Source organism: Ruegeria sp. ABD4_443 (genome assembly GCF_056160865.1).
In genome coordinates, this window is record NZ_JBSWYA010000001.1 from 13,920 (window position 1) to 37,456 (window position 23,537).

Here is a 23,537-nt window from a genome sequence, read left to right on the forward strand (position 1 = left end):
GGCGGCAATACCTTGATCGCATGGCAGGTTCGGGCGGGCCGGATACCGGGTGATTCGCATTTAGTGCGGAATTTCGCACAATATGCGAATCTGCCGTGCGGTTTTTCGCACAACGGTCGAGGACAGACGAATCACACATCTGTTTCACACCATTTAGTGGTCTGTAAAAGAACAGAAAAACAGCACCGCGCCAATATGGTGACAAAATGTTGAGCGGCGAGATTTGATTCGCTTCACTCCGTCCCGTGAGGCGCCGATGCGGTGCCTGATTGGAGTGACCAAGGAAGTCTGGGAGGAGAACCAAATGAAATTCCTGACAACGGCTGCAACCGCGCTTGCACTGTCGGTAACCGCTACTGCCGGCTTTGCGGCCTGCGAGGAAGGCGAGATCGTCGTCAAGTTTGCGCATGTGACCAATACTGACAAACACCCGAAAGGCATTGCCGCCGCGTTGCTGGAGCAGCGCGTGAATGACGAGATGCAGGGCGTCATGTGCATGGAGGTCTATCCGAACTCGACCTTGTACAACGATGACAAGGTGCTTGAGGCGATGTTGCAGGGCGATGTTCAGCTGGCCGCGCCTTCACTGTCGAAGTTCGAGAAATTCACCAAGCAGTTCCGCCTGTTCGACCTGCCGTTCATGTTCAAGAATATCGAAGCGGTCGATGCGTTCCAGGCCTCGGCCGATGGGCAGGCCATGAAGGACAGCATGCAGCGCCGCGGCCTGCAGGGGCTGGCGTTCTGGCACAATGGCATGAAGCAAATGTCGGCCAACAAGCCGCTGGTCGATCCGTCCGACGCGGACGGGCTGAAGTTCCGTGTTCAGTCTTCGGACGTTCTTGTTGCGCAGATGGAAGCCATCGGCGGCAGCCCCCAGAAAATGGCGTTTTCCGAAGTTTACGGCGCGTTGCAGCAGGGCGTTGTGGACGGGCAGGAAAACACCTGGTCGAACATCTATGGCAAGAAGTTCTTCGAAGTGCAGGACGGCATCACCGAGACCAACCACGGCATCATCGACTATCTGGTGGTTACCAATGTTGACTGGCTCGACAGCCTGGACCCCGCAGTTCGGGACCAGTTCCTGACCATCATGTCCGAAGTGACTGAGACCCGGAACAAAGAAGCGTTTTCGGTCAACGAAGCTGCCAAGCAGTCGATCATTGATGCCGGTGGCACCATTCGTGAACTGACGCCCGAACAGCGCACCGCATGGGTTGATGCCATGAAGCCGGTTTGGGACCAGTTTGCAGGCGATGTCGGTCAGGACAAAATCGACGCGGCCCAGGCGATCAACGCCGGGTTCTGATCCAAACACCTTCTGTGTCCGGGGCCCATTGGCCCCGGGCAACAGCACCGTCCGGTCGCTCAAGACCCGACGCCGACCAATTTCAAAAAATAATGTGGGGACAACGTGATGTCTGGTGCGAATTCCGGTCCGTCAGGACTGGTCGACCATATCGAAGAAACCCTGATCGCATTGCTGTTGGGCCTGATGACGGTCGTGACCTTTGCCAACGTGATCGCGCGGTTCGTGTTTAATTCCAACATCCTTTGGGCGCTGGAGCTGACGGTATTTACTTTTGGCTGGCTTGTGCTTCTCGGAGCGTCTTACGCGGTGAAAAAACACGCCCATCTGGGTGTTGATGCTGTGCTGAACATGCTGGCACCGGGGCCGCGCAAGGTTCTGGCGCTGATCGCCATCGGTAGTTGCCTGGCGTTCTCGCTGTTGTTGCTCAAAGGGGCCTATGACTATTGGGCCGTTTTCGCGGATTTGCCGCCGACGTCCGGCAGGTGGTTCCCGACGGGCTTTGACACAAGTGCCCGAAGCCAAAGCTTCTACGAGGTCGACGATATCCCGATGGTGGCTCCGCTGCGCTTTTTGGAAGACCTCATAAACTATGGCGAAGCTTACGAGAAACTGCCCAAGGTCGTGCCGTATTTCGTGCTGCCGCTGTCGATGCTGCTGCTGGTCATCCGGTTTACGCAGGTCGCGGTTCAGATCGTGCGCGGTCAGACCGACCGCATCGTGGCCAGCCACGAGGTCGAGGATGAAATCGAAGAAGTGCGCGCGCAGCAAGGAGAGCATGACTGATGGACGTCGTAATCCTGTTTTCAATGGTCATCGGCCTGCTGCTGATCGGGGTTCCGATCGCGGTTTCGCTTGGCCTCAGCTCGACCCTGTTCCTGCTGATCTATTCCGACAGCTCGCTGGCCTCGGTCGCAGGCACGCTGTTCGAGGCGTTCGAAGGGCACTTTACCCTGCTGGCGATTCCGTTCTTCATCCTGGCGTCGTCTTTCATGACAACGGGGGGCGTGGCGCGCCGGATCATCCGCTTTTCGATCGCCTGCGTGGGGCATTTGCCGGGCGGTCTGGCGATAGCGGGCGTGTTTGCCTGTATGCTGTTTGCGGCGCTGTCCGGGTCGTCCCCGGCCACCGTGGTGGCCATCGGGTCCATCGTCATCGCCGGGATGCGGCAGGTGGGGTATTCCAAGGAATTCGCCGCCGGTGTCATCTGTAACGCGGGGACGCTGGGCATCCTGATCCCCCCGTCCATCGTGATGGTGGTTTATGCCGCCGCGGTCGAGGTCTCGGTCGGGCGCATGTTCCTGGCGGGGGTCATCCCCGGCCTTATGGCGGGTCTGATGCTGATGATCACGATCTATGTCATGGCAAAGGTCAAGAACCTGCCCAAGGGCGATTGGAAAGGCTGGGGCGAGATCTTTACCTCGGCGCGCGAGGCCGGTTGGGGCCTGTTCCTGATCGTCATCATCCTGGGCGGTATCTATGGCGGTATCTTCACCCCGACCGAGGCCGCGGCGGTTGCGGCTGTCTATGCCTTCCTCATCGCCAGTTTCGTGTACAAGGATATGGGGCCGCTGCATGTCGAAGGGGATGGGCGCAACATATCGCTGATGCGCAAGCCGATTGCCCTGGTGACGGCCTTTTTCCACCCGGACACCAAGCACACGCTGTTCGAGGCGGGCAAGCTGACAGTGACTCTGCTGTTCGTCATCGCCAATGCGCTGATCCTGAAACATGTCCTGACGGACGAGCAGGTGCCGCAACATATCGCGGGGGCCATGCTGTCAGCGGGTCTTGGTCCGGTGACGTTCCTGATCGTGGTCAATGTGATCCTTCTGATCGGCGGCCAGTTCATGGAGCCCTCGGGCCTGTTGGTCATCGTTGCACCGCTGGTGTTCCCAATCGCAATCGAGCTGGGCATCGACCCGATTCACCTGGGGATCATCATGGTGGTGAACATGGAAATCGGCATGATCACGCCGCCGGTTGGCCTGAACCTGTTCGTCACGTCCGGCGTGGCCGGAATGCCGATGATGAGCGTGGTCAAGGCGGCGCTGCCGTTCCTGGCGGTTCTGTTCATCTTCCTGATCATGGTGACCTATATCCCATGGCTCTCGACGGTGTTGCCCAACACCTTTATGGGGCCCGAGATCGTAACCAACTAGCCACCGCTTTTGTTGGTGCAGGCGGGCCGGGAAACCGGCCCGTCTTTTGCATGTCAGCCGCTGTATTTCTGAAGATAATCAGCCACCCAGCCGATGCCGCCATACGCCCTGCGGCGGCGTGCGCCCCAATAGCCGACCGCGTCGCTGATCAGTTCGTCGGGGTTGGGCCGGCCGTTGAAAATTACGATCTTGGGGCGCTTGGGGTGTTTGCGGTAGGTTTTGAAGATCAACCCGAACGGCCAATAGGGAACCAGGTGAATCAACCCGATGCACCAGCCCTTGGGGTAACATTTCCGATCATGGGCCAGGTCCGAGATGTAATTCTGGTCGTTCTCGTATTTCGGCAGGTGCTTGTCGCCGTCAAACGCATCGAACAGGTGAAACTGCTCGGCGGGGCGGAACCCGACCACCGAGGAATTTCCGCGCGTCACGCGGTTCATAAAGCCAGGGAACCGGTCCCAAAACGGCGCCGGGATCATGCGCCAGATCAGGCCGCGGAATTTCGGCATCAGGTAAAGCCCGCCTTTGTCCTGGACGATCTCGATCAGCGGGTCCAGCGAGCCGGTGACCAGAAGGTCAAGGTCAAGAAATACGGCCGCATCATATTGCCCGACGATATTGCGGTCGAACATCAAAAGCTTGGGCCATTTGCCATGCGCCCAAAGCTGTTTTTCCAGTTGCGGAAAAGCAAGCGGGTGGCAGGTGATGCCGGGGTCCAGCCCGTCGGTCCGGTCGGTGATGCAGATAAAGTCATGATCAAGCGACAGGTGGTCCCGAACGGCCCGGTACAGCATGTTCACATACTCACCGCCATAGGCCTTGCCCCATTTCATGCAGACGATACAGACCTTTTGTCCGGTCATACGCTCACTCCCCAATGCTTGCCGTGCCTGAAAGGCCGGGCCGGTCTTTTGCCAGGTACCGCCTTATCGCATCGTGCAGGCGCGCTCTATCTTCAAATGAACAAATCTGCGTCACCGCCACCAGGTTTCGGCAAATGGGGCCAAAGCAACGGGGGCGGTGATGACAGGGCAGGGGGTCAGCCCGCTTCAAGCGCGTTGATGATGCCCGAGAAGTCGGCGGCCTTCAGGCTGGCGCCGCCAACCAAAGCGCCGTCGACATTGGAAACGGCGAAAATTTCGGCCGCATTGCCGGGTTTTACCGATCCGCCATACAGCAGACGGACAGAGCGGCCGACGCCTTCGCCGAAACGATGTTCCAGCCGCGACCGGATAAAGTCGTGAACCTCGCCAATCTCGTCCAGGGTCGGGACCTTGCCCGTGCCGATGGCCCAGATCGGCTCATAGGCAACCACCAGGTTTTCTCCGGTCGACTGATCGGGGATCGATCCCGACAACTGGCCCCCGATGATGTCCAGCGTATTGGCCGCCTCGCGCTGTTCCAGGCTTTCGCCGACGCAGATGATTGTCACCAGCCCGGCATCCATCGCGCTGCGGGCCTTGGCGCGGATGTCCGTATTATGCTCGGCATGGTCCTCGCGCCGCTCGGAATGGCCCAGGATAACGTGGGTTGCCCCGGCATCCGCCAGCATGGTCGCGCTGAGATCGCCGGTATGCGCCCCCGAGGTTTCGGCATGACAATCCTGGGCGCCGATGCCGACACCGGTGCCCTGAACCGCTTGTGCGGCCCGGTCGATCAGCGTGGCCGGCGGGCAGATCAGGATATCGACGGATGGGTCGGGATGGGTCTTGGCCACGGCGTCCAGCTCTGCAAGGCTGGCCTTGGTTCCGTTCATTTTCCAGTTGCCTGCCGCCAGTTTCCGCCGCATGTCCATGTCTCCTTGGTGTTCGATAATCTGCGTTCCAGTTATCACCGCTTGGCCGGGCTGACAATTCCGGTTGCGGGCCTGCGGCCTGGGCGACAGGATGCCGTCATCAGAATCGAGTGGCCCATGATCGAAAACCTTGACCTGGAACAGCTGGACCGGCGCGCCCCGGCCGAATTGGACAGGCTGGCCCGCGCGGTTGGCGATGTCGGCTTTCTGACAGTGACCAATACCGGTTTGGATGCGCAACGGGTGCGCGCGGTCATGGACGCCTACTTGCGGTTTTTCCGGTTGCCGGACACTGTCAAAGCCAGCGTCGACATGGCCCGGACAGGTGCAAACAGGGGCTGGGGCGCGCCGCGGTCCGAACAGGTTGATCCGGAGGCGAACCCCGACTTCAAAGAGGTGTTCGATTGCGGCTATGAGCTGCCGCCGGGAAACGCCTATGCCGCGCGCGGGCTAAGTGTCTATGCGCCCAATCTCTGGCCCGAGGAATTGCCCGCGTTTCGCGAAACAATTCAGGCCTATTATGCCGATGCCAGCGATGTGGCCATGCGTGTACTGCGCGCGATTTCCGTCGCATTGGGGCATTCGGAAACCAGTTTCGACGGGGCGTTTGAAACGCCCATGGCCTTGCTGCGCGGGAATTTCTATCCGTCACGCCCGAATTGGGCTGGCGAAAAGGACTTTGGCATCGCGGCACATACGGATTACGGCTGTCTGACCCTGTTGGCCACGGACGGGCGTCCCGGTCTTGAGGTCCGTATGCCCGACGGCACCTGGCAGCCGGTTACCGCCGAACCCGGCACCTTTGTCATCAACTTTGGCGAGATGCTGGAGTTTTGGACCGCCAAAGCGGTCAAGGCGACGCTGCACCGCGTCAGGGGCGGGTATCATGAACGAATTTCCGTTCCGTTGTTCTTTAACCCGTCCTACGACACCAACGTCGCCCCGCCGGGTGCCGATCATGCAATTCTGGCGGGCGAGCATCTGACGCAGCGGTTCAACGAAACCTACCTGCACCTGCAGGACAAACCCTAGCCTTGCGCGGCCAGTGACTCGTCAAACTTGATGGATTCGCCGCAGCCGCAGGCATCGACGACGTTCGGATTGCGGAACTTGAAGCCGGATTCCAGCAACGATGTTTCATAGTCGATTTCAGTGCCAAACAGGAACATCTGCGCCATGGGGGCGATCATCACCCGGGCGCCGTCCGTTTCGACCACCTCATCATTCGGATCGGCCTCGTCGACGTAATCCATGGTGTATTCCATACCGGCACAGCCACCTTTCTTGACGCCGATGCGCAAACCGGCATGCCCGCCCGACGTCATCAGGCGCACGATCTGCTCTGCGGCTTTGGCCGTTATGGTCACGGCTTGTTTGCCGGGAATGCCGAACATGAAAATCTCCGTCGTCATGCGATACACTTAATCTAAGGCTGACGGCCTGCAGGCTCAAGAGAGGCGGCGCGTTAAACTGCGCATTCCTGCAATGCTGCGACGAAAATGCATGTTCTTGCCTTGCAAAGCCGGATGACACTAACCTGCCAGTATCGCGCAGAGACCATGATGGTCTGTGTGATCGAACAAGCGAGGAGGGGTTTCGAATGGCGGGTGCATACAAGGGTAACCGGGCAACGCGGCGGGGTCTGAAACTGGCGGTTCTTGTCAGTCTGGTCACGGTCGGCGGTGCCGTTGCCAAACCAGACCCCAAGCGGCATCCGGTCAATTGTGCAACGGCCCAGGGCGACCTGAGGGCAATCGCTGCTGAAAGAAAGCATGCACAGGACCAGCAGCTGGAAAGCGTGGTCGCCTTGACACCGGCGGGCGCATTGCTTGGGCTGATTGCGGGGAATGAGAATAAGAAGTTGGAAATGTTATCAGGCGATTACGTCGATCAGTTGAATCAGCGAGAGGCGGAAATCAAATCCACATGCGGTTTGAAATGATGTCCGACCGATGGGTGCGTGCCTTTCACGTAAAAGGACCGCCCCCGGGCAAGGGCGGCCCAAATTCCGGGATCTGAACATTGGGGGGGATCAATCAAGTCGATCAGAGCCCAAGCGGCTGGCGGACGGAACCCACTGGTCTTTTGATTTCAGTAAAACCGGGCCTGAACTTAGCCGGATCCTGCGAAACACTGGGGTGCGCCAGCACGCGTGCCTTGTGGCGCAGTTGTGTGACAGGCGTCGGACGGAACGGTAACGCAAAGATCACCGTTTGATGACAATTCGCTGATTTCTGTGGATAAAACCCGGATTACATGAACCCAAGCTCAAGCCGCGCTTCGTCCGACATCATTTCCATGCCCCAGGGGGGCTCCCATGTCAGTTCGACATCCACATCCCTAACCCCGGCGACGGGTTCGACAGCCTCGACGATCCAGCCGGGCATGTCGCCGGCGACAGGACACCCCGGAGCGGTCAGTGTCATGATGACCTTGACGCTGTTTTCGTCTGATATTTCAATCGTATAGATCAACCCAAGATCATAGATGTTGACCGGAATTTCCGGGTCAAAGACCGTGCGGCAGGCTTCGACGATCGAGTCGTACAGCGGGTGCTCGACATTCGACGGCGCAATAAGCGGCGCGCCTTCAAGCTGTTCACTGGGATGAGTCATTTATGCCTCGGAGCTGTTTCTGATAAAATATATAGGGAAAGGCCGAAGCAGCGTCCAGAGCTACCGTGGCGCCCGCATGGGGCGCCACCGTTGGTCATTCATTTATATCGTGGTCAAAGGTCTTTACCTGACCATGCGGCAGGGCGAACATGCGGCGCAGCACCAGCCAGGCGACAAGTGACAGGACCGCGAAAATCAGCAGCAGGACGGGCAGGGACGGCGCGATCCCCGGTATGGCCAGAAAGATGCCCGTGATTGCCGCACCAACCGCGAAGCCAAGGAAGATAAACCCGGGCAGCGCGACTTCGAGGATGCCCAAAACCAGCGCTGCCGCCAGCCACAGCCACCAGGTCAGCCAGAACGGATCGGCCATCACTTGCCACCTTTCAGCATCTTGAAGGCGTCGCCAAAAGCTTCGAGCGCGTTTGCGGGAACGACAATCGTCTGCGACCCCGAGCCGCCGCCGAGCGTGTTCAGCGCCTCGACCTGTTTCAGCGCAACCTGGTACTGAGCGGCCTCGATACCGTTATCCTGAATGGCCTTGGCCACAACCCCGGTGGCATAGGCTTCGGCCTCGGCCTGGATGCGGCGCGCCTTGGCGGTCTGTTCGGCGGCGTAGAGTTCCGCGTCGGCCTGAAGCTCGACCGAGCGTTTCTGACCCTCGGCCTCGGTCACCTGCGCGCGGCGGGCGCGTTCGGCGTTCAGCTGTTGCAGCATCGCGTCGCGGGTTGCCTGGTCCAGGTTTACGTCCAGGATCTCGGCGCGGGTTACTTCGATGCCCCAGTCGTCAACGGCGGTTTCAACGCTTTCCTGAATGCGTTCAATCAGTTGCGCGCGGTTGGACTGTACTTCGTCCAGATCCATCTTGCCGATTTCGGCCCGCACGATACCGGCCACCGTGGTGGCGATGGCGCCATCCACATCGCGGATGCGATAAACGGTCTTTTCCGGCTCGAGGATGCGGTAAAACACCGAAGTATCGATTTGCACCAACACGTTATCCTTGGTGATTGCATCCTGGGTTGCATTGGGCAATTGCCGTTCCAGGATCGAAATCTTGTGCCGGGCAACGTCCAGAAACGGAACGATAAAGTTGATGCCGGGCCCCAGGACTGAGTGCAGGCGCCCGAACCGTTCCACGACGTATTTTTCGGACTGTGGCACGATCTTGATGCCTTTGAGGATGACGACGATGACAAGAACCGCCGCCAGCAGGAAAATGATGTTGGATGAAAACAAGTCGATAATCTGATCTTCGGTCATTTCTGTCCTCTTTTTGTGTGCGATGGTATACATTTGGGGTCTGAGTCGCACATTTTCAACTCAGGTATGGTGGGTTTGATGGCCGAAGCAAGGCGCTGTGTTGGTGAAAATCGGCTTTCGTCAGGTGGCGTTCCCGCTATTCTTCCGGCGCGCGTTGCGGTATCGGGGCGGGATGAAGCTGATTATCGACACTGATCCGGGCATTGATGATGCCATGGCCATCGCTTATTCCGCCGCCGCCGCCGAACTTGACCTGATCGGTCTGACGACGGTTTTCGGGAACACGCATGTCCATCAGTCCAGCCGCAATGCGCGGTTTCTTGTGCATAAGCTTGGTCTTGATGTGCCGGTGGCGCAGGGGGCCGCGCTGGGGTGGCAAGGGGGGCTGCACGCGCCTTCGACCCATGTTCACGGCCCCGAAGGGTTCGGGGATGTGACCGACATCCCCGAGATCGGTCAGAACCATGCGCTTGGCGCGGCAGAGTATCTGGTAGAACAGGCGCGGTTGCACAAGGGCCAGCTTGTCGTTTGCGCCATCGGGCCGCTGACCAATATCGCCGATGCGATCCGGCTTGATCCGGATTTTGTGCAGAACCTTTCAAAACTGGTGATCATGGGCGGGGCCGTGTTCTGCAACGGCAACGTGACCGAACATGCCGAGGCCAATATCTATCATGATCCGCTGGCTGCGGATGCGGTATTTGCAGCCCGGGCCCCAACCGTTCTGGTGGGTCTGGACGTGACGCTGCAGACGCTGTTTGCGGCCCGTGATTTCGACACGCTGGCCGGCCAGGCCCCCAAGACCGGCGGGTTCCTGCGCGAGATTTCGCGGTTCTACCTGAATTTCTACCGCGAGGTTGCGGGGCTGGAAGGGTGCGGGTTGCACGATTCAACGGCCGTGATCGCCTGCAGCCACGAACACCTGTTTGAAACCCAGGCCACGGGCCTGCGCGTCATCCAGCAGGGCGATGAGCGCGGGGCAACCCGGCCCGATGCCGACCGCCCGCCCGTGCGTGTGTGTCGTGGTATCGATGTGGGGCAGGTCATGTCCCTGTTCGCGGGCAGGGTCGGGTCCTTGCCCTGACGGGTTGCATTGGCGCGGGAGATCAGGCAAGTGCTGCGCGGTTCACCGACCCCGAGGCGACGAGATGACCAAAGCTTTTTCATTCGATCTGCAAGCCACCGACGGCAAGGCCCGGACCGGGGTGATCAGCACGCCCCGCGGCGATATCAGGACACCCGCATTCATGCCGGTTGGAACGGCCGCTACGGTCAAGGCGATGATGCCTGAAAGCGTTCGCGAAACCGGGGCCGATATCCTGCTGGGCAATACCTATCACCTGATGCTGCGCCCCACGGCAGAGCGGATCGACCGATTGGGCGGGCTGCACAAGTTCATGAACTGGGAACGCCCCATCCTGACCGACTCTGGCGGGTTTCAGGTGATGTCCCTGGCGGGGCTGCGCAAGCTGACCGAAAGGGGCGTGACCTTCAAATCGCACATTGATGGCTCCAAGCACGAACTGACGCCGGAACGGTCGATGGAGATCCAGCGCTTGCTGGGATCGGACATCGTGATGTGTTTCGATGAATGCCCCTCGCTGCCTGCTGATCGCAAGCGCATTGCCGAGTCGATGCAGTTGTCGATGCGTTGGGCCCAGCGGTCGCGTGATGCGTTTGGGGATCGCCCTGGTCACGCGCTGTTTGGCATCATGCAGGGCGGGTTGGAACAGGACCTGCGCGAAGAAAGCGCCAAGGCGCTGCGTGATATCGGGTTCGAAGGCTATGCCATTGGCGGCCTGGCCGTGGGCGAGGGGCAGGAGGCGATGTTTTCCTGCCTGGATTACGCGCCAGATTTCCTGCCGGAAGACAAGCCCAGATATCTGATGGGTGTGGGCAAACCCGACGATATCGTCGGGGCCGTGGCGCGCGGTGTCGACATGATGGATTGCGTTTTGCCATCGCGTTCAGGCCGCACCGGTCAGGCATTCACGCGGCACGGCGTGGTCAATATCAAGAACGCCCGCCATGCGGACGATCCGCGCCCGCTGGACGAACAGTGCAAATGCCCGGCCTGCTCGAATTACTCGCGCGCCTATCTGCATCATGTTTTCCGCTCGAACGAGATGATCTCGGGCATGCTGTTGACCTGGCATAACCTGCACTACTTTCAGGACATCATGCAGGGGATGCGCGACGCCATCGCGGCGGGGAGGTTTGAGGCCTGGCAGGCCGAATTCCATGCGCAGCGCGCGCAGGGCGATATCGAACCGATTTGATCGGTTTTTCTGCGGAACGGGGATTTTCGGTGGATATGTTGGCCCGATGCCTTGCAGTCCGGCAATGCTCGGGCCATGCTGATATTTGAAACATGGCGACACGGTTGAAATGGCGCAGTCCGCGCCCCACCTTTATCGTCCAAGACAGGAGACGGCCATGGGTTGCCTGAACAGGGACCGGTGCCGTCTTGCCAAAGATAAGGATAGAGCATGCAAGAGCCTCTGAATTCCTCGTACCCCGTCCTGCCGCTGCGCGATATCGTGGTCTTTCCACATATGATCGTGCCGCTGTTCGTGGGCCGTGACAAATCGGTCCGCGCATTGGAAGAGGTCATGCAGGATGACAAGCAGATCCTGTTGTCCAGCCAGATTGACCCCGGTGTGGATGACCCCGAGATTGACGGCATCTATCGGTCGGGCGTGCTGGCCAATGTGCTGCAACTGCTGAAATTGCCGGATGGAACGGTCAAGGTTCTGGTCGAAGGTCAGGCCCGCGTCGAGATTACCGAATTCCTTGAGAACGAAGATTTCTTCGAGGCGCGCGCCGAGTACCTGACCGAAATTCCCGGCGACGTCACCACCACGCAGGCGCTGTTGCGCACGGTGGCCGACGAATTTGAACGCTATGCCAAAGTGCGCAAGAACATCCCCGAAGAAGCGCTGGCGGCTGTCGGCGAGACAACGGAACCGGCCAAGCTGGCCGATCTGGTCTCGGGGCATCTGGGTATCGAGGTCGAGCAAAAGCAGGAATTGCTGGAAACGCTCAGCGTCAGCGAGCGGCTTGAAAAGGTCTATGGCCTGATGCAGGGCGAAATGTCGGTGCTGCAGGTCGAGAAAAAGATCAAGACCCGCGTCAAGACCCAGATGGAGAAGACCCAGCGCGAATACTATCTGAATGAGCAGATGAAGGCCATTCAGAAGGAACTTGGCGATGGCGAGGATGGCAGCAACGAAGTTGCCGAGCTGGAAGAGAAGATTGCCGAAACCAAGCTGTCGAAAGAGGCGCGCGAAAAGGCCGAGGGCGAGCTGAAAAAGCTGCGCAACATGAGCCCGATGTCGGCTGAGGCCACCGTCGTGCGCAACTATCTGGACTGGATCCTGGCATTGCCGTGGGGCAACAAGTCCCGCGTCAAAAAGGATCTGGGCCGTGCGCAGGACATTCTGGATGCCGATCACTATGGGCTTGAAAAGGTCAAAGAGCGGATCGTTGAATATCTGGCGGTTCAGCAGCGTTCGAAAAAGCTGAAGGGCCCGATCCTGTGTCTTGTTGGCCCTCCGGGCGTGGGTAAAACCAGCTTGGGTAAGTCTGTTGCCAAAGCCACGGGGCGCGAGTTCATTCGCATCTCGTTGGGCGGGGTGCGCGACGAATCTGAAATTCGCGGTCACCGCCGGACGTACATTGGCTCGATGCCCGGCAAGATCATTCAGGCGCTGAAAAAGGCGAAAACCACGAACCCGCTGATCCTGCTCGATGAGATCGACAAGATGGGGCAGGACTTCCGTGGCGATCCGGCCTCGGCCATGCTTGAGGTGTTGGACCCGGAACAGAACAGCACGTTCATGGACCACTACCTTGAGGTCGAATATGACCTGTCCAACGTGATGTTCCTGACCACCTCGAACAGCTATAACATGCCTGGGCCTTTGCTGGACCGGATGGAGATCATTCCGCTGGCCGGTTACACCGAGGAAGAAAAGAGCGAGATCGCCAAGCAGCACCTGATCAACAAGCAGGTCAAGAACCACGGCCTGAAAGCCAAAGAGTTCGAGTTGACTGACGACGCGCTGCAATCGATCATCCGCACCTATACCCGCGAGGCGGGCGTACGGAACCTTGAACGTGAAATCGCCAAGGTTGCACGGAAATCGCTGACCAAGATCATCAAGAAAGAGGCCGAAACCGTAACGGTGACGCCGGACAATCTGGATGACTTCCTGGGCGTGCCCAAATTCCGGTATGGACTGGCGGAACAGGACGATCAGGTTGGTGTGGTCACCGGGCTGGCGTGGACATCCGTCGGTGGCGACCTGCTGCATATCGAGGCGCTGAAGCTGCCGGGCAAAGGTCGGATGAAGACCACCGGCAAGCTGGGCGATGTGATGAAGGAATCCATCGACGCTGCGTCGTCTTATGTGCGGTCGATCTCGCCCCAGATCGGGGTGAAACCGCCGCAGTTCGATAAGCTGGATATCCACGTTCACGTTCCCGATGGCGCAACGCCCAAGGATGGCCCGTCGGCCGGTCTGGCGATGGTCACCTCGATCGTTTCGGTTCTGACCGGTATTCCGGTGCGCAAGGATATCGCCATGACCGGCGAGGTTTCGTTGCGCGGGAATGCGATGCCGATTGGCGGGCTGAAGGAAAAGCTGCTGGCCGCGCTGCGGGGCGGGATCAAGACGGTTCTGATCCCCGAAGAAAACGAAAAGGACCTGGCAGAGATTCCGGACAATGTGAAAGAAGGGCTGGAAATCATCCCCGTATCGCATGTGTCCGAGGTTCTCAGCCGCGCCCTGGTGCGTGCGCCCGAACCGATCGAATGGAACGAGGCTGCAGAAGAGGCCGCCGCGGCCGCGGCCAAGGCCTCGGGGTCGGCGGGGCCAAGCCAGACGGCGCATTGATCGGGCTCATTGCTCTGACACGAAGGCGGGGGAAACCCCGCCTTTTTTAATTGGGCTCAGAACCCGATCACCGGTTTTGCCGGGTCAAGAACCTCTTCTTCCGCGATATAGCGGTTGAACTTTCGCGCGGGCAGGGCAGAGCGTACCGCAAGGACAAAGATCATCGCCGAGAACAGGACGCACAACACGATGTCCCAGCCGAACGGGATCTGTTTCAACGCGCCTTGGCCGAACTGGCCCAGATACGAGATCAGCCCGATCCCGATGAAATAGGGCAGCAGCCAGAGCGCCTCGGTCACATCCATTTCGTCGAGCCGTCCGCGGAACCGGGCTAGCAGCAGCACCAGGCCCACAACCAACGCGATGGCCAGGCGCCAGACCGTGTCCCAGCCGCTCCAATAAACGATCAGCGTGGCGATGGCGAAGGCCGTGACCCCGGTCAGCCGCACGGCCGGAATGCGGATCGAACGGGGGTGATCGGGCAACAGGTCGCGCAGGCACACGACGGCAATGGGACCGACCGCAAAGGACAACACGATCGCCGCCCCGTTCAGGGCGATGACGGTCGTGAACGGAACCGTCAGCAAAAACAAAATCCCGATCAGGAAATTCAGCGCCAGCGCCCAGAGCGGCACACCAAAGGCTGACAGCACCTGAAGCCTTTTGGGCAGGAACCCGTTCTGGGACAAAGCCATGGCGATGCGGGCATTTGATCCAGTCGCAACAAGGCCGTTGCCAAAAGGCCCGATCACCGAGCCAACGTTCAGCAGGCTAAGGAACCACACCAGCCCGACGGACATGATGACCGCATCCAAAGGCCCCTGGCCACCGAAGTTCAGACCCGCCCATCCCTGTTTGATCATGTCTGCGTCCAGCGCACCGATAAAGGCGATCTGAAGTCCCAGGTAAATCGCGGCGCACAGAACGATTGACAGGATCAGGGCCGTGGGGATTGCGAATTTCGGGTTTCGGACCTCTCCGGCCATGTCCACGACATGACGAAATCCGATGAACGAGAATATCACGCCCCCCGTCGACACCGCCGCCATGACGCCCTGCACCCCATAGGGCGCAAACCCGTCGGGGCTGGTGAAATTCGAGGTTTCAAAGCGCGTTGCAATCAGCAAGACGGTCAGCCCGACCGGAATGGCAAGTTTCGCCCAGGTCAGGACCGCGTTGACCCGGGCAAAGAACTTTACCCCCAGCGCGTTGATGGCGACAAAAACCAACATGAAGAACAAAGCAACGAGTATGCCCGCCCCCGTCAGGTCACCGGTCTCGGCGCTGTGTAGCCAGGGGGCATAAGGCGCAAGGTATTTCAACATGGCCTCGACCTCGATGGGTGCGGTCGTGTTGTACCCGATCCAGGCCGTCCACCCCATTGCCATGGAAACGATATTGCCGTGCGAGAAATGCGGCACGCGCGCGATCCCGCCCGGTATCGGCAGCATTGCGGATATCTCGGCAAAGGTAATGGCCAGGATGAACATCGCCACGGCCCCGATGATCCAGGACAGGATTGCAGCGGGTCCGGCATGCTGAACAGCCAGCATGGGACCAAACAGCCATCCCGACCCGATAATTCCACCAACCGAGATAAAGGTCAGGCCGACCAGGCCAATATCCCTTTTCAATATGGCCATACGCAGCCCTGTCTTGCGGCAGAGGCATCGATCGCTCTGCTCGGTAAATACAGGGTAATCCGCTGTGGTCGACGCTGGCAACCGCGCAATGGCTGGGCAAGAAACCGAAAGGGGGGGAAGGTGGTGGGTGATAACGGATTTGAACCGCTGACATCTTCGATGTGAACGAAGCGCTCTACCACTGAGCTAATCACCCGTGAGGCCGCGTCATATCGCGAGTCATCGCAGGCCGCAAGTCAATTGGCGACCATCGGCCGCCTTGCGCGCCCCGGCAGTTGCCCGCCGGGACGCAGCATGTATCAAAGTCCGGGAAGCTTGGTCAGAACGCCGCGGCGGCCAAAGGTCGTTCCGCGCGATTTGCCAAAGTTCATCCGAACGCCGACACCGACAAAGGCTTCGTTCGTGCTGGCATTGCCAACAGACAAATGGGCCGTACCCAGCTCGCCGTAAACCTCGGCCTGTTCGGTCAGGTTATACGCGGTGCCAACAGAGAATGTGTTCACGTCCAGCAGACCCTCGACATTGTCGAGCAGGTCGTATTTGGCGTTGAGCTCCCACTTGTCGTTGATGTCGCTGAACACGGCGATGCCAAGAACGGTGCCATCTGCATCGGATACACCCTTCAGGTCCTGCCGACCGATGTAACCTTCGATTTCAACCGTTCCTGCGTCGAAACCCGCTTCCAGACCGTAGAACTGGAAATCTTCGTGCTCAAGGTTGTCGCGGCCGTAGAACGCGCCAAAGGATGCGTTATTGCCGGTGTGAAGATTCGCGTGAAGGGTAAAACCGTTGCCATCCAGGTCTTCGTCCTGAAAGCGGTACCCACCAAGATCAAGCTGCGTGCTGAAGGATTTCGAGAACGCCACTTCACCCGAACCGTTCAGGTTGTACACGTCACCCAGGTTGCTGTCGGTGAAGGTTGAATAGCCAAGGTCAATATACCCGCCGGTAATTTCAGCCGCCTGAACTGAACCGGCAATCGTTGCAGCCGCCAATGCGCTGCAAACAAAAGCTGTTTTCACTTTTCTGCTCCGTCTTTTTTGGTTTGGCGAGCGGCTTTTCAATACGCCGGCCTCGCATTGCAAGATGTATCTGCACCGCGCAGCCAAGTGTATCGGCCTGAGCCAAATTCAATAGCTTGTTGCGGGGACAACACATTTTGAGGTTGCAGGACGCCGCATGGCGCAGCGCGGGTTTGAACGTGGCCGGGGCAGCCGCCCGAATGCCGAATTGCGCCGGGCGCCTTTGGTGCCCATTGGCGGCGCGTTGCAATTCGCGGATGCGTGCGAACACGCCGCGTGGCGGGTCGGGTCAAAAAAATGAATTTGGGGAAAAAACTTCAAATGGCCGCTTGACGAGGTCGGGGCAGACCCATAATACACCCCAACGTTCTGAGATGAACGGGCAGCGGGCGGTTGTAGCTCAGTTGGTTAGAGTACCGGCCTGTCACGCCGGGGGTCGCGGGTTCGAGCCCCGTCAACCGCGCCATCGCTGCCAGCCTTTGATCCGGGCAAACGGATCGGACATAGACCCAAAATGCGCGGTTGTAGCTCAGTTGGTTAGAGTACCGGCCTGTCACGCCGGGGGTCGCGGGTTCGAGCCCCGTCAACCGCGCCATTTCTTCGAATTTCATAGGAACTGGTCCACGCGCGCGCATCTGCGCCGCCGTTCAGCTGTCATTAGATGTATCGGGTCGGCGAAAATCCATTCGTTCACAGTTTGTTCTGATTTTTCTGTTGGAGACTCGGCGCCGCTCGCTTATCTCTAGGGGACTTGTGTGTTGGGGGCCGGGATGGCTGAGCTTAAGAATATCGAGGTGCGCGGCGCGCGCGAGCATAACCTCAAGAACATCGACGTGGATATACCGCGCGACCAGCTTGTGGTGATCACCGGGTTGTCGGGATCGGGCAAGTCATCGCTGGCGTTCGACACGATCTATGCCGAGGGGCAAAGGCGCTATGTCGAAAGCCTGTCGGCCTATGCGCGACAGTTCCTCGACATGATGGAAAAGCCCGATGTGGATCACATCAGCGGCCTGAGCCCGGCGATTTCGATTGAACAGAAGACGACGTCGAAAAACCCGCGTTCGACCGTGGGAACCGTGACCGAGATTTACGATTATCTGCGTCTGTTGTTTGCCCGTGCCGGGACGCCGTTCAGCCCGGCCACCGGTTTGCCGATCGAAGCGCAGCAGGTGCAGGACATGGTCGACCGGATCATGACGATGGAGGAGGGCACGCGCGGGTACCTTCTGGCGCCCATCGTTCGGGACCGAAAAGGGGAATACAAAAAGGAATTTCTGGAGCTGCGCAAACAGGGGTTTCAGCGTGTAAAGGTCGATGGCGCGTTCTACGAGCTGGACGAGCCGCCCACGCTGGACAAGAAATTCCGCCATGACATTGACGTGGTGGTTGACCGTCTGGTGGTGCGAGAGGGCATGGAAACCCGGCTGGCCGACAGTCTGCGCACCGCGTTGGACCTGGCTGACGGGATCGCCATTCTTGAGACCGCACCGCGTGAAGGGGACCCTGAACGGATCACGTTCAGCGAAAACTTTGCCTGCCCGGTCAGTGGTTTCACGATCCCTGAAATCGAACCGCGCCTGTTTTCGTTCAATGCGCCCTTTGGCGCGTGCCCCGATTGCGACGGTCTGGGGGTCGAGTTGTTCTTTGACGAACGCCTGGTGGTGCCGGACCAGACGCTCAAACTGTATGACGGGGCGCTGGCGCCGTGGCGCAAGGGCAAATCGCCCTATTTCCTGCAGACCATCGAAGCCATCGCGCGACATTACGAGTTTGACAAGAACACGCCGTGGAAGGACCTGCCGGCCAAGGTGCAGAACGTGTTCCTGCGCGGGTCCGGCGACGAGGAAATCCAGTTTCGCTATGACGAAGGCGGGCGCGTTTACCAGGTTACCCGCAGCTTTGAGGGCGTGATCCCGAATATGCAGCGCCGTTACCGCGAAACCGACAGTGCCTGGATCCGTGAAGAATTCGAGCGTTATCAGAACAATCGTCCCTGTGGCACCTGCGACGGGTATCGTCTGCGCCCCGAAGCGCTGGCCGTCAAGATCGCCGGGCTTCATGTCGGGCAGGTGGTCGAGATGTCGATCCGCGAGGCCCTGGCCTGGGTCGAAGATGCACCGAACCACCTGTCGGTGCAGAAAAACGAGATCGCGCGGGCGATCCTGAAGGAAATCCGCGAACGTCTTGGATTTCTGAATAATGTGGGACTTGAATACCTTACGCTGTCACGTTCAAGCGGAACCCTGTCGGGCGGCGAAAGCCAGCGTATCCGGCTGGCCAGCCAGATCGGCTCGGGCCTGACGGGGGTTTTGTATGTGCTGGATGAACCCTCGATCGGGTTGCATCAGCGCGACAATGACCGTTTGCTGGGAACGCTGAAAAACCTGCGCGATCAGGGCAACACGGTGATCGTCGTCGAACATGACGAAGAGGCGATCCGCGAGGCGGATTACGTTTTTGACATCGGTCCCGGCGCGGGCGTGCATGGCGGGCAGGTCGTCAGCCATGGCACACCCGATCATATCGCCGGTGATGCGGCCTCGGTCACGGGGCAGTATCTGTCGGGGGTGCGGGAAATTCCGGTGCCGACCGAGCGGCGCAAGGGGAACAAGAAGAAAGTGACCGTGGTGAAGGCCAGCGGGAACAACCTCAGGAATGTCACGGCAGATTTTCCGTTGGGCAAATTCGTCTGCGTGACAGGTGTGTCGGGCGGGGGCAAATCGACCCTGACCATCGAGACTTTGTTCAAGACGGCCTCGATGCGGCTGAATGGCGCGCGTCAGACGCCGGCGCCCTGCGAGACGATCAAGGGGCTGGAACATCTGGACAAGGTGATCGACATAGACCAGCGCCCGATTGGGCGAACTCCGCGTTCGAATCCAGCGACTTACACCGGGGCCTTCACCCCGATCCGCGACTGGTTCGCCGGTCTGCCCGAAGCCAAGGCGCGCGGCTACAAGCCGGGCCGTTTCAGTTTCAACGTCAAGGGCGGGCGGTGCGAGGCGTGTCAGGGTGACGGGGTCATCAAGATCGAGATGCATTTCCTGCCCGATGTCTATGTGACCTGCGAAACCTGCAAGGGCGCGCGTTACAACCGCGAGACCTTGGAGATCAAGTTCAAGGGCAAGTCGATTGCGGACGTGCTGGACATGACGGTCGAGGATGCGCAGGAGTTTTTCAAGGCCGTGCCGTCGATCCGGGACAAGATGGATGCGCTGGCCCGCGTTGGCCTGGGCTATATCAAGGTCGGTCAGCAGGCGACCACACTGTCCGGCGGCGAGGCGCAGCGGGTCAAGCTGTCCAAGGAACTGTCCAAGCGGTCAACCGGGCGGACGCTGTACATCCTGGATGAACCGACCACGGGGCTGCATTTCGAGGACGTGCGCAAGCTGTTGGAAGTGCTGCATGAATTGGTGGATCAGGGGAACACCGTGGTGGTGATCGAACACAATCTGGACGTGGTGAAAACCGCCGACTGGATCATCGATATCGGCCCCGAGGGCGGTGACGGTGGCGGTCAGATTGTGGCCGAAGGCACGCCTGAGAAGGTCGCCGAAGCCCCCGACAGCCATACCGGACGGTATCTCAAGCCGATGCTGGATGATGCGCGCGTGGCGGCAGAATAGGCCCGAAACCGGGCCGGACGCGGTTTGGTTTCCGGGGGTGCGAGGCTCTGCCTCGCGCTCCGGGATATTTATGGCCAGATGAACAGGGGGCGGTGCGCGCGGGTCAGCCGCGCCCGCGTTTTTCGAACCGTGGCAGCATGGCGCTGAAATCGCGGCCCAGGCCGTTTTCCTGTTCCACGAATTCTTCGTAGAGGGCGGTTGCGGCCTGGCCCATCGGGGTGTCTGCATCCGCGCTGTCGGCGGCCTGCTGGCTGAGGCGCAGGTCCTTGAGCATCAGCTCGGCGGCAAAGCCGGGTTGATAGTCGTTGTCAGCGGGGCTTTGCGGGCCGACGCCCGGGGCGGGGCAATATGCGTTCATGGTCCAGCTGTATCCCGAGGACGTGCTGACGACATCGAACATTTTCTGCCGGTCGAGCCCCAGCTTGTCGGCCAGTGCAAAGGCTTCGCAGGTGGCGATCATGGTGACGCCCAGGATCATGTTGTTGCAGATTTTTGCCGCTTGCCCGGCGCCGGATGCGCCACAATGAACGGCCTTTTGTCCCATGATGTCAAAGAGCGGCGCGGCCTTGGCAAAGGCGGCGTCCGATCCTCCGGCCATGAAGGTCAGGGTGCCTGCTGACGCGCCTCCGATACCGCCGGAGACCGGCGCATCGACCGCGAGCAGCCCGGCATCGATTGCCTGTTGTGCAACGGCGCGGGCGCTGTCGACATCCACGGTTGAGCAATCGATCAGTACAGCGCCGGATTGCATGGCGGGCACGACTTCGTCTGCGACGGCCCGCAGGATCTGGCCGTTTGGCAGCATCGTGATCACAACGTCGGCGCCGTCTGCCGCTGCAGCGCCGGATGCGGCCATTGTCACGCCCTCGGCGGAGACTTCGGCCCTGTCAAAACCGGTAACATCATGCCCGGCGCGGGCCAGGTTGGCGGCCATCGGCGCGCCCATATTGCCAAGTCCTATGAATGCGATCTTCATCCCTTACTCCTCAGAAAAACTCAGCGCCTCCGCCCCCAGCGGTTGCAGCATCTTCGAAACGGCCACGCCCGGAACGGTCTTGTCCGCATATTGCCAGGCGGGATTGCGGTCCTTGTCAATGATCTGGGCGCGGATACCTTCCAGAAAATCGCCATGTTCCATCGCGCGATGGGTAAAACGGTATTCCATGTCCAGTGCTTTGCGCAGGGTCAGGGACGGGCCGCGCAAGCGGTGAACGATTTCAATCGTGCATGCCATGGACAAGGGTGAATTGCGCCGCATAACCTTTTGCGATTGAGTGGAAAATTCTGACTTGTCGCTGCCCAGGCCCGTCAGGATGTCGCCCAGTGTTTCGCCGCCAAAAAACCGGTCGATCTGTGGTATCAGACCGGCCAATGAACCGTCTGGCGGCGTTTGTGCGTGGGTGTCGATACTATCGGTGCGGCCCGAGGCTTCGAGCTGTTGGATCAATCCGGCCCATTCGGCCCGCGGGATGTAGTGGTCGGCGAAACCGGCCAGGAGTGCATCCCCGGGGCCCATTCGGTGGCCTGTGGTGCCCAGATATTCGCCCAGACGGCCCGGCGCCAGTGCGAGCATCAGCGTGCCGCCAACGTCGGGGACCAGGCCGATTGCGCATTCGGGCATCGAGATTTGCGAGTTCTCGCCGACAATGCGGTGACTGCCGTGGCACCCGATGCCAACACCGCCACCCATGGTGAAGCCCTGCAGAAAGCTGATCACCGGTTTGGGATATTCGAATATCAGCGCATTCAGGCGGTATTCATCGCGCCAGAAGGTTCTGCCATAGGCGAAATCCCCGCGGGTTCCGGTGGCGTAAAGCTCGGCTATATCGCCGCCTGCGCAAAAGGCCTTGTCGCCTTGGGCGTCGAGGATGATCAGGTCAACCGAGTCGTCCTCGCGCCAGTTGCGCAGGGCCGCGTCGATGGCCATGCACATGTCGTAGCTGAGCGCGTTCAGCGCCTGCGGGCGCGTCAGCGTGATCCGCCCCGCTCGGCCAATGGTGCGAATGTCGATGTCGGGCATGGGGTCCTCAGCGGTTGGTCAGCATTTGCCGGGCGACGATCACGCGCATGATTTCGTTGGTGCCTTCCAGAATCTGGTGCACTCGCAGGTCGCGGACAAGCTTTTCAATACCGTAATCGGCAAGGTACCCATAGCCGCCATGCAGTTGAAGACACTGGTCTACGACCTTTGATCCGGTCTCGGTCACGAATTTCTTGGCCATGGCGCAGAACTTGCTGGCGTCCGGTGCGCCCTGGTCCAGTTTCCATGCGGCCTGGCGCAGGAAGGTGCGGGCGGCCTGCAGTTCGATTTCCATATCAGCCAGGCGGAATTGCAGCGCCTGGAACTGGTCGATCGACTTTCCGAAAGCCTTGCGTTCGGACATATATTGCAGCGTCATGTCCAGACCGGCCTGGGCCGCGCCCAGCGAGCATGACGCGATGTTGAGCCGCCCGCCATCCAGGCCCATCATCGCATATTTGAACCCGTCGCCCTCGGTGCCGACCAGGTTGTCCGCCGGTATCTTGCAATCATCGAACTGCACCTGTGCGGTCGGTTGGCTGAGCCAGCCCATCTTCTTTTCCAGCGCGCCAAAGCTGAGCCCGGGTGTTCCGTCTTCGACATAGACCGTCGAGATTCCCTTGGGCCCATCTTCTCCGGTGCGCACCATGCAGACATAGGCGTCAGAATAGCCGCCACCCGAGATGAACGCCTTGGTACCGTTCAGCGTGAACCCTTCGTTTGTCCGTTCCGCCCGCGTTTTCAGCGCGGCCGCGTCCGAGCCCGAGCCCGGTTCGGTCAGGCAATAGCTGAGGACGGTATCAAGGCTTAGCACGCTGGGCATGATGCGGGATTTCAGCGCGTCATCGGCGAAACTGTCCAGCATCTTGGCGCACATGTTGTGGATGGACAGAAACGCCGCAACCGAGGGGCAGGCCATGGACAGCGCTTCGAACACCAGGGTTGCATCCAGGCGCGTCAGCCCCGAGCCGCCGTTTTCGGCCGAAACGTAAAGCCCGCCAAAGCCCAGCTCGCCAACCTGTGGCCACAGGGTTTTGGGAATGGTTCCTTCGGATTCCCACTGCCGGGCAAAGGGGGCGATATGCTCTTGCCCAAAGGCGTGGGCCATATCGAATATGGCGGTCTGTTCCTCGGTCAGAGCGAAATCCATGGCTTGCCTCCTCTGCAAATCAGTGAATTGAACG

Annotated in this window: 21 protein-coding genes and 3 tRNA genes; 11 read left to right on the top strand and 13 right to left on the bottom strand. The window is 59.8% G+C overall.

From position 1 onward, the window contains the following. The first annotated feature begins 304 nt into the window (after positions 1-304). The 3 genes from ACXAG8_RS00080 to ACXAG8_RS00090 all read left to right on the top strand — a co-directional run bounded on the left by ACXAG8_RS00080 (position 305) and on the right by ACXAG8_RS00090 (position 3,468). The gene (locus ACXAG8_RS00080; protein WP_475221205.1) at positions 305-1,306 is read left to right on the top strand and encodes a DctP family TRAP transporter solute-binding subunit; all 1,002 of its coding nucleotides are present in this window, start codon (positions 305-307) and stop codon (positions 1,304-1,306) included. Positions 1,307-1,414: 108 nt separating this feature from the next. Continuing rightward, entirely contained in the window at positions 1,415-2,092 is a 678-nt protein-coding gene (locus ACXAG8_RS00085; RefSeq protein WP_475221207.1) for a TRAP transporter small permease, read from the top strand. Continuing rightward, positions 2,092-3,468 (top strand): TRAP transporter large permease, encoded by a 1,377-nt coding sequence (locus ACXAG8_RS00090; RefSeq protein ID WP_475221209.1) that lies wholly within the window; start codon positions 2,092-2,094, stop codon positions 3,466-3,468. The genes ACXAG8_RS00085 and ACXAG8_RS00090 overlap by 1 nt, the downstream gene beginning before the upstream one ends. 53 nt (positions 3,469-3,521) lie before the next feature. Here the strand turns inward: ACXAG8_RS00090 and ACXAG8_RS00095 are convergent, their stop codons facing one another. After that, the gene (locus ACXAG8_RS00095; RefSeq protein ID WP_475221211.1) at positions 3,522-4,331 is read right to left on the bottom strand and encodes a hypothetical protein; all 810 of its coding nucleotides are present in this window, start codon (positions 4,329-4,331) and stop codon (positions 3,522-3,524) included. A 176-nt stretch (positions 4,332-4,507) separates the two neighbouring features. Beyond that, the gene (gene tpiA, locus ACXAG8_RS00100) at positions 4,508-5,257 is read right to left on the bottom strand and encodes a triose-phosphate isomerase (protein WP_475221214.1); all 750 of its coding nucleotides are present in this window, start codon (positions 5,255-5,257) and stop codon (positions 4,508-4,510) included. A 123-nt stretch (positions 5,258-5,380) separates the two neighbouring features. Between tpiA and ACXAG8_RS00105 the strand changes: the two genes are divergently transcribed. Next, positions 5,381-6,295, top strand: a complete 915-nt coding sequence (locus ACXAG8_RS00105) for an isopenicillin N synthase family dioxygenase (RefSeq protein WP_475221217.1) — start codon at positions 5,381-5,383, stop codon at positions 6,293-6,295. Here the strand turns inward: ACXAG8_RS00105 and ACXAG8_RS00110 are convergent. After that, on the bottom strand, positions 6,292-6,657 hold the full coding sequence (locus ACXAG8_RS00110; protein ID WP_475222380.1) for a HesB/IscA family protein: 366 nt from the start codon (positions 6,655-6,657) through the stop codon (positions 6,292-6,294). The genes ACXAG8_RS00105 and ACXAG8_RS00110 overlap by 4 nt on opposite strands. Before the next feature lie 206 nt (positions 6,658-6,863). Between ACXAG8_RS00110 and ACXAG8_RS00115 the strand changes: the two genes are divergently transcribed. Beyond that, entirely contained in the window at positions 6,864-7,205 is a 342-nt protein-coding gene (locus tag ACXAG8_RS00115; RefSeq protein ID WP_475221220.1) for a hypothetical protein, read from the top strand. 310 nt (positions 7,206-7,515) lie between these two features. Here ACXAG8_RS00115 and ACXAG8_RS00120 read toward each other — a convergent pair whose 3' ends face one another. From ACXAG8_RS00120 to ACXAG8_RS00130, 3 genes are all read right to left on the bottom strand, one after another. Next, a complete protein-coding gene (locus ACXAG8_RS00120) occupies positions 7,516-7,878 on the bottom strand; it encodes an SUF system Fe-S cluster assembly protein (RefSeq protein WP_475221222.1) in 363 nt (120 codons plus the stop codon). A 94-nt stretch (positions 7,879-7,972) separates the two neighbouring features. Further along, the gene (locus tag ACXAG8_RS00125) at positions 7,973-8,251 is read right to left on the bottom strand and encodes an NfeD family protein (protein WP_475221225.1); all 279 of its coding nucleotides are present in this window, start codon (positions 8,249-8,251) and stop codon (positions 7,973-7,975) included. Beyond that, positions 8,251-9,141: an SPFH domain-containing protein gene (locus ACXAG8_RS00130; RefSeq protein ID WP_475221227.1), complete on the bottom strand. Its 891-nt coding sequence runs from the start codon at positions 9,139-9,141 to the stop codon at positions 8,251-8,253. Before ACXAG8_RS00130 ends, ACXAG8_RS00125 begins: the two co-directional genes overlap by 1 nt. Positions 9,142-9,313: 172 nt before the next feature. Between ACXAG8_RS00130 and ACXAG8_RS00135 the strand changes: the two genes are divergently transcribed. From ACXAG8_RS00135 to lon, 3 genes are all read left to right on the top strand, one after another. Beyond that, on the top strand, positions 9,314-10,225 hold the full coding sequence (locus ACXAG8_RS00135; RefSeq protein ID WP_475221229.1) for a nucleoside hydrolase: 912 nt from the start codon (positions 9,314-9,316) through the stop codon (positions 10,223-10,225). 64 nt (positions 10,226-10,289) lie between these two features. Next, a complete protein-coding gene (tgt, locus tag ACXAG8_RS00140) occupies positions 10,290-11,420 on the top strand; it encodes a tRNA guanosine(34) transglycosylase Tgt (protein WP_475221232.1) in 1,131 nt (376 codons plus the stop codon). Positions 11,421-11,630: 210 nt separating this feature from the next. Continuing rightward, positions 11,631-14,039, top strand: a complete 2,409-nt coding sequence (gene lon, locus ACXAG8_RS00145) for an endopeptidase La (protein ID WP_475221236.1) — start codon at positions 11,631-11,633, stop codon at positions 14,037-14,039. Between the two features lie 56 nt (positions 14,040-14,095). On the opposite strand, the gene ACXAG8_RS00150 is transcribed toward lon, so the two are convergent. The 4 genes from ACXAG8_RS00150 to ACXAG8_RS00165 form a co-directional block, all read right to left on the bottom strand. Then, positions 14,096-15,682, bottom strand: coding sequence for an APC family permease (locus tag ACXAG8_RS00150; RefSeq protein ID WP_475221238.1), 1,587 nt, complete (start codon positions 15,680-15,682; stop codon positions 14,096-14,098). Positions 15,683-15,803: 121 nt separating this feature from the next. Then, a tRNA-Val gene (locus ACXAG8_RS00155) sits at positions 15,804-15,878 on the bottom strand. 103 nt (positions 15,879-15,981) lie between these two features. Then, positions 15,982-16,704 carry a porin gene (locus ACXAG8_RS00160; protein WP_475221240.1) on the bottom strand — a complete coding sequence of 241 codons (723 nt, stop codon included), beginning with the start codon at positions 16,702-16,704 and terminating at the stop codon, positions 15,982-15,984. Further along, a complete protein-coding gene (locus ACXAG8_RS00165) occupies positions 16,637-16,975 on the bottom strand; it encodes a hypothetical protein (protein WP_475221243.1) in 339 nt (112 codons plus the stop codon). Before ACXAG8_RS00165 ends, ACXAG8_RS00160 begins: the two co-directional genes overlap by 68 nt. A 118-nt stretch (positions 16,976-17,093) precedes the next feature. Between ACXAG8_RS00165 and ACXAG8_RS00170 the strand changes: the two genes are divergently transcribed. The 3 genes from ACXAG8_RS00170 to uvrA all read left to right on the top strand — a co-directional run bounded on the left by ACXAG8_RS00170 (position 17,094) and on the right by uvrA (position 20,333). Continuing rightward, positions 17,094-17,170, top strand: a tRNA-Asp gene (locus ACXAG8_RS00170). Positions 17,171-17,222: 52 nt separating this feature from the next. Further along, positions 17,223-17,299 (top strand) — tRNA-Asp (locus tag ACXAG8_RS00175). 175 nt (positions 17,300-17,474) lie between these two features. Next, positions 17,475-20,333, top strand: coding sequence for an excinuclease ABC subunit UvrA (gene uvrA / locus ACXAG8_RS00180; protein WP_475221245.1), 2,859 nt, complete (start codon positions 17,475-17,477; stop codon positions 20,331-20,333). Between the two features lie 103 nt (positions 20,334-20,436). Here uvrA and mmsB read toward each other — a convergent pair whose 3' ends face one another. From mmsB to ACXAG8_RS00195, 3 genes are read right to left on the bottom strand one after another with little or no spacing between them, the layout of a single operon-like run. Next, positions 20,437-21,309: a 3-hydroxyisobutyrate dehydrogenase gene (gene mmsB, locus ACXAG8_RS00185; protein WP_475221247.1), complete on the bottom strand. Its 873-nt coding sequence runs from the start codon at positions 21,307-21,309 to the stop codon at positions 20,437-20,439. 3 nt (positions 21,310-21,312) lie between these two features. Next, entirely contained in the window at positions 21,313-22,353 is a 1,041-nt protein-coding gene (locus ACXAG8_RS00190) for an enoyl-CoA hydratase/isomerase family protein (protein WP_475221250.1), read from the bottom strand. Between the two features lie 7 nt (positions 22,354-22,360). After that, a complete protein-coding gene (locus ACXAG8_RS00195; RefSeq protein ID WP_475221252.1) occupies positions 22,361-23,503 on the bottom strand; it encodes an acyl-CoA dehydrogenase family protein in 1,143 nt (380 codons plus the stop codon). Positions 23,504-23,537: the final 34 nt, after the last annotated feature.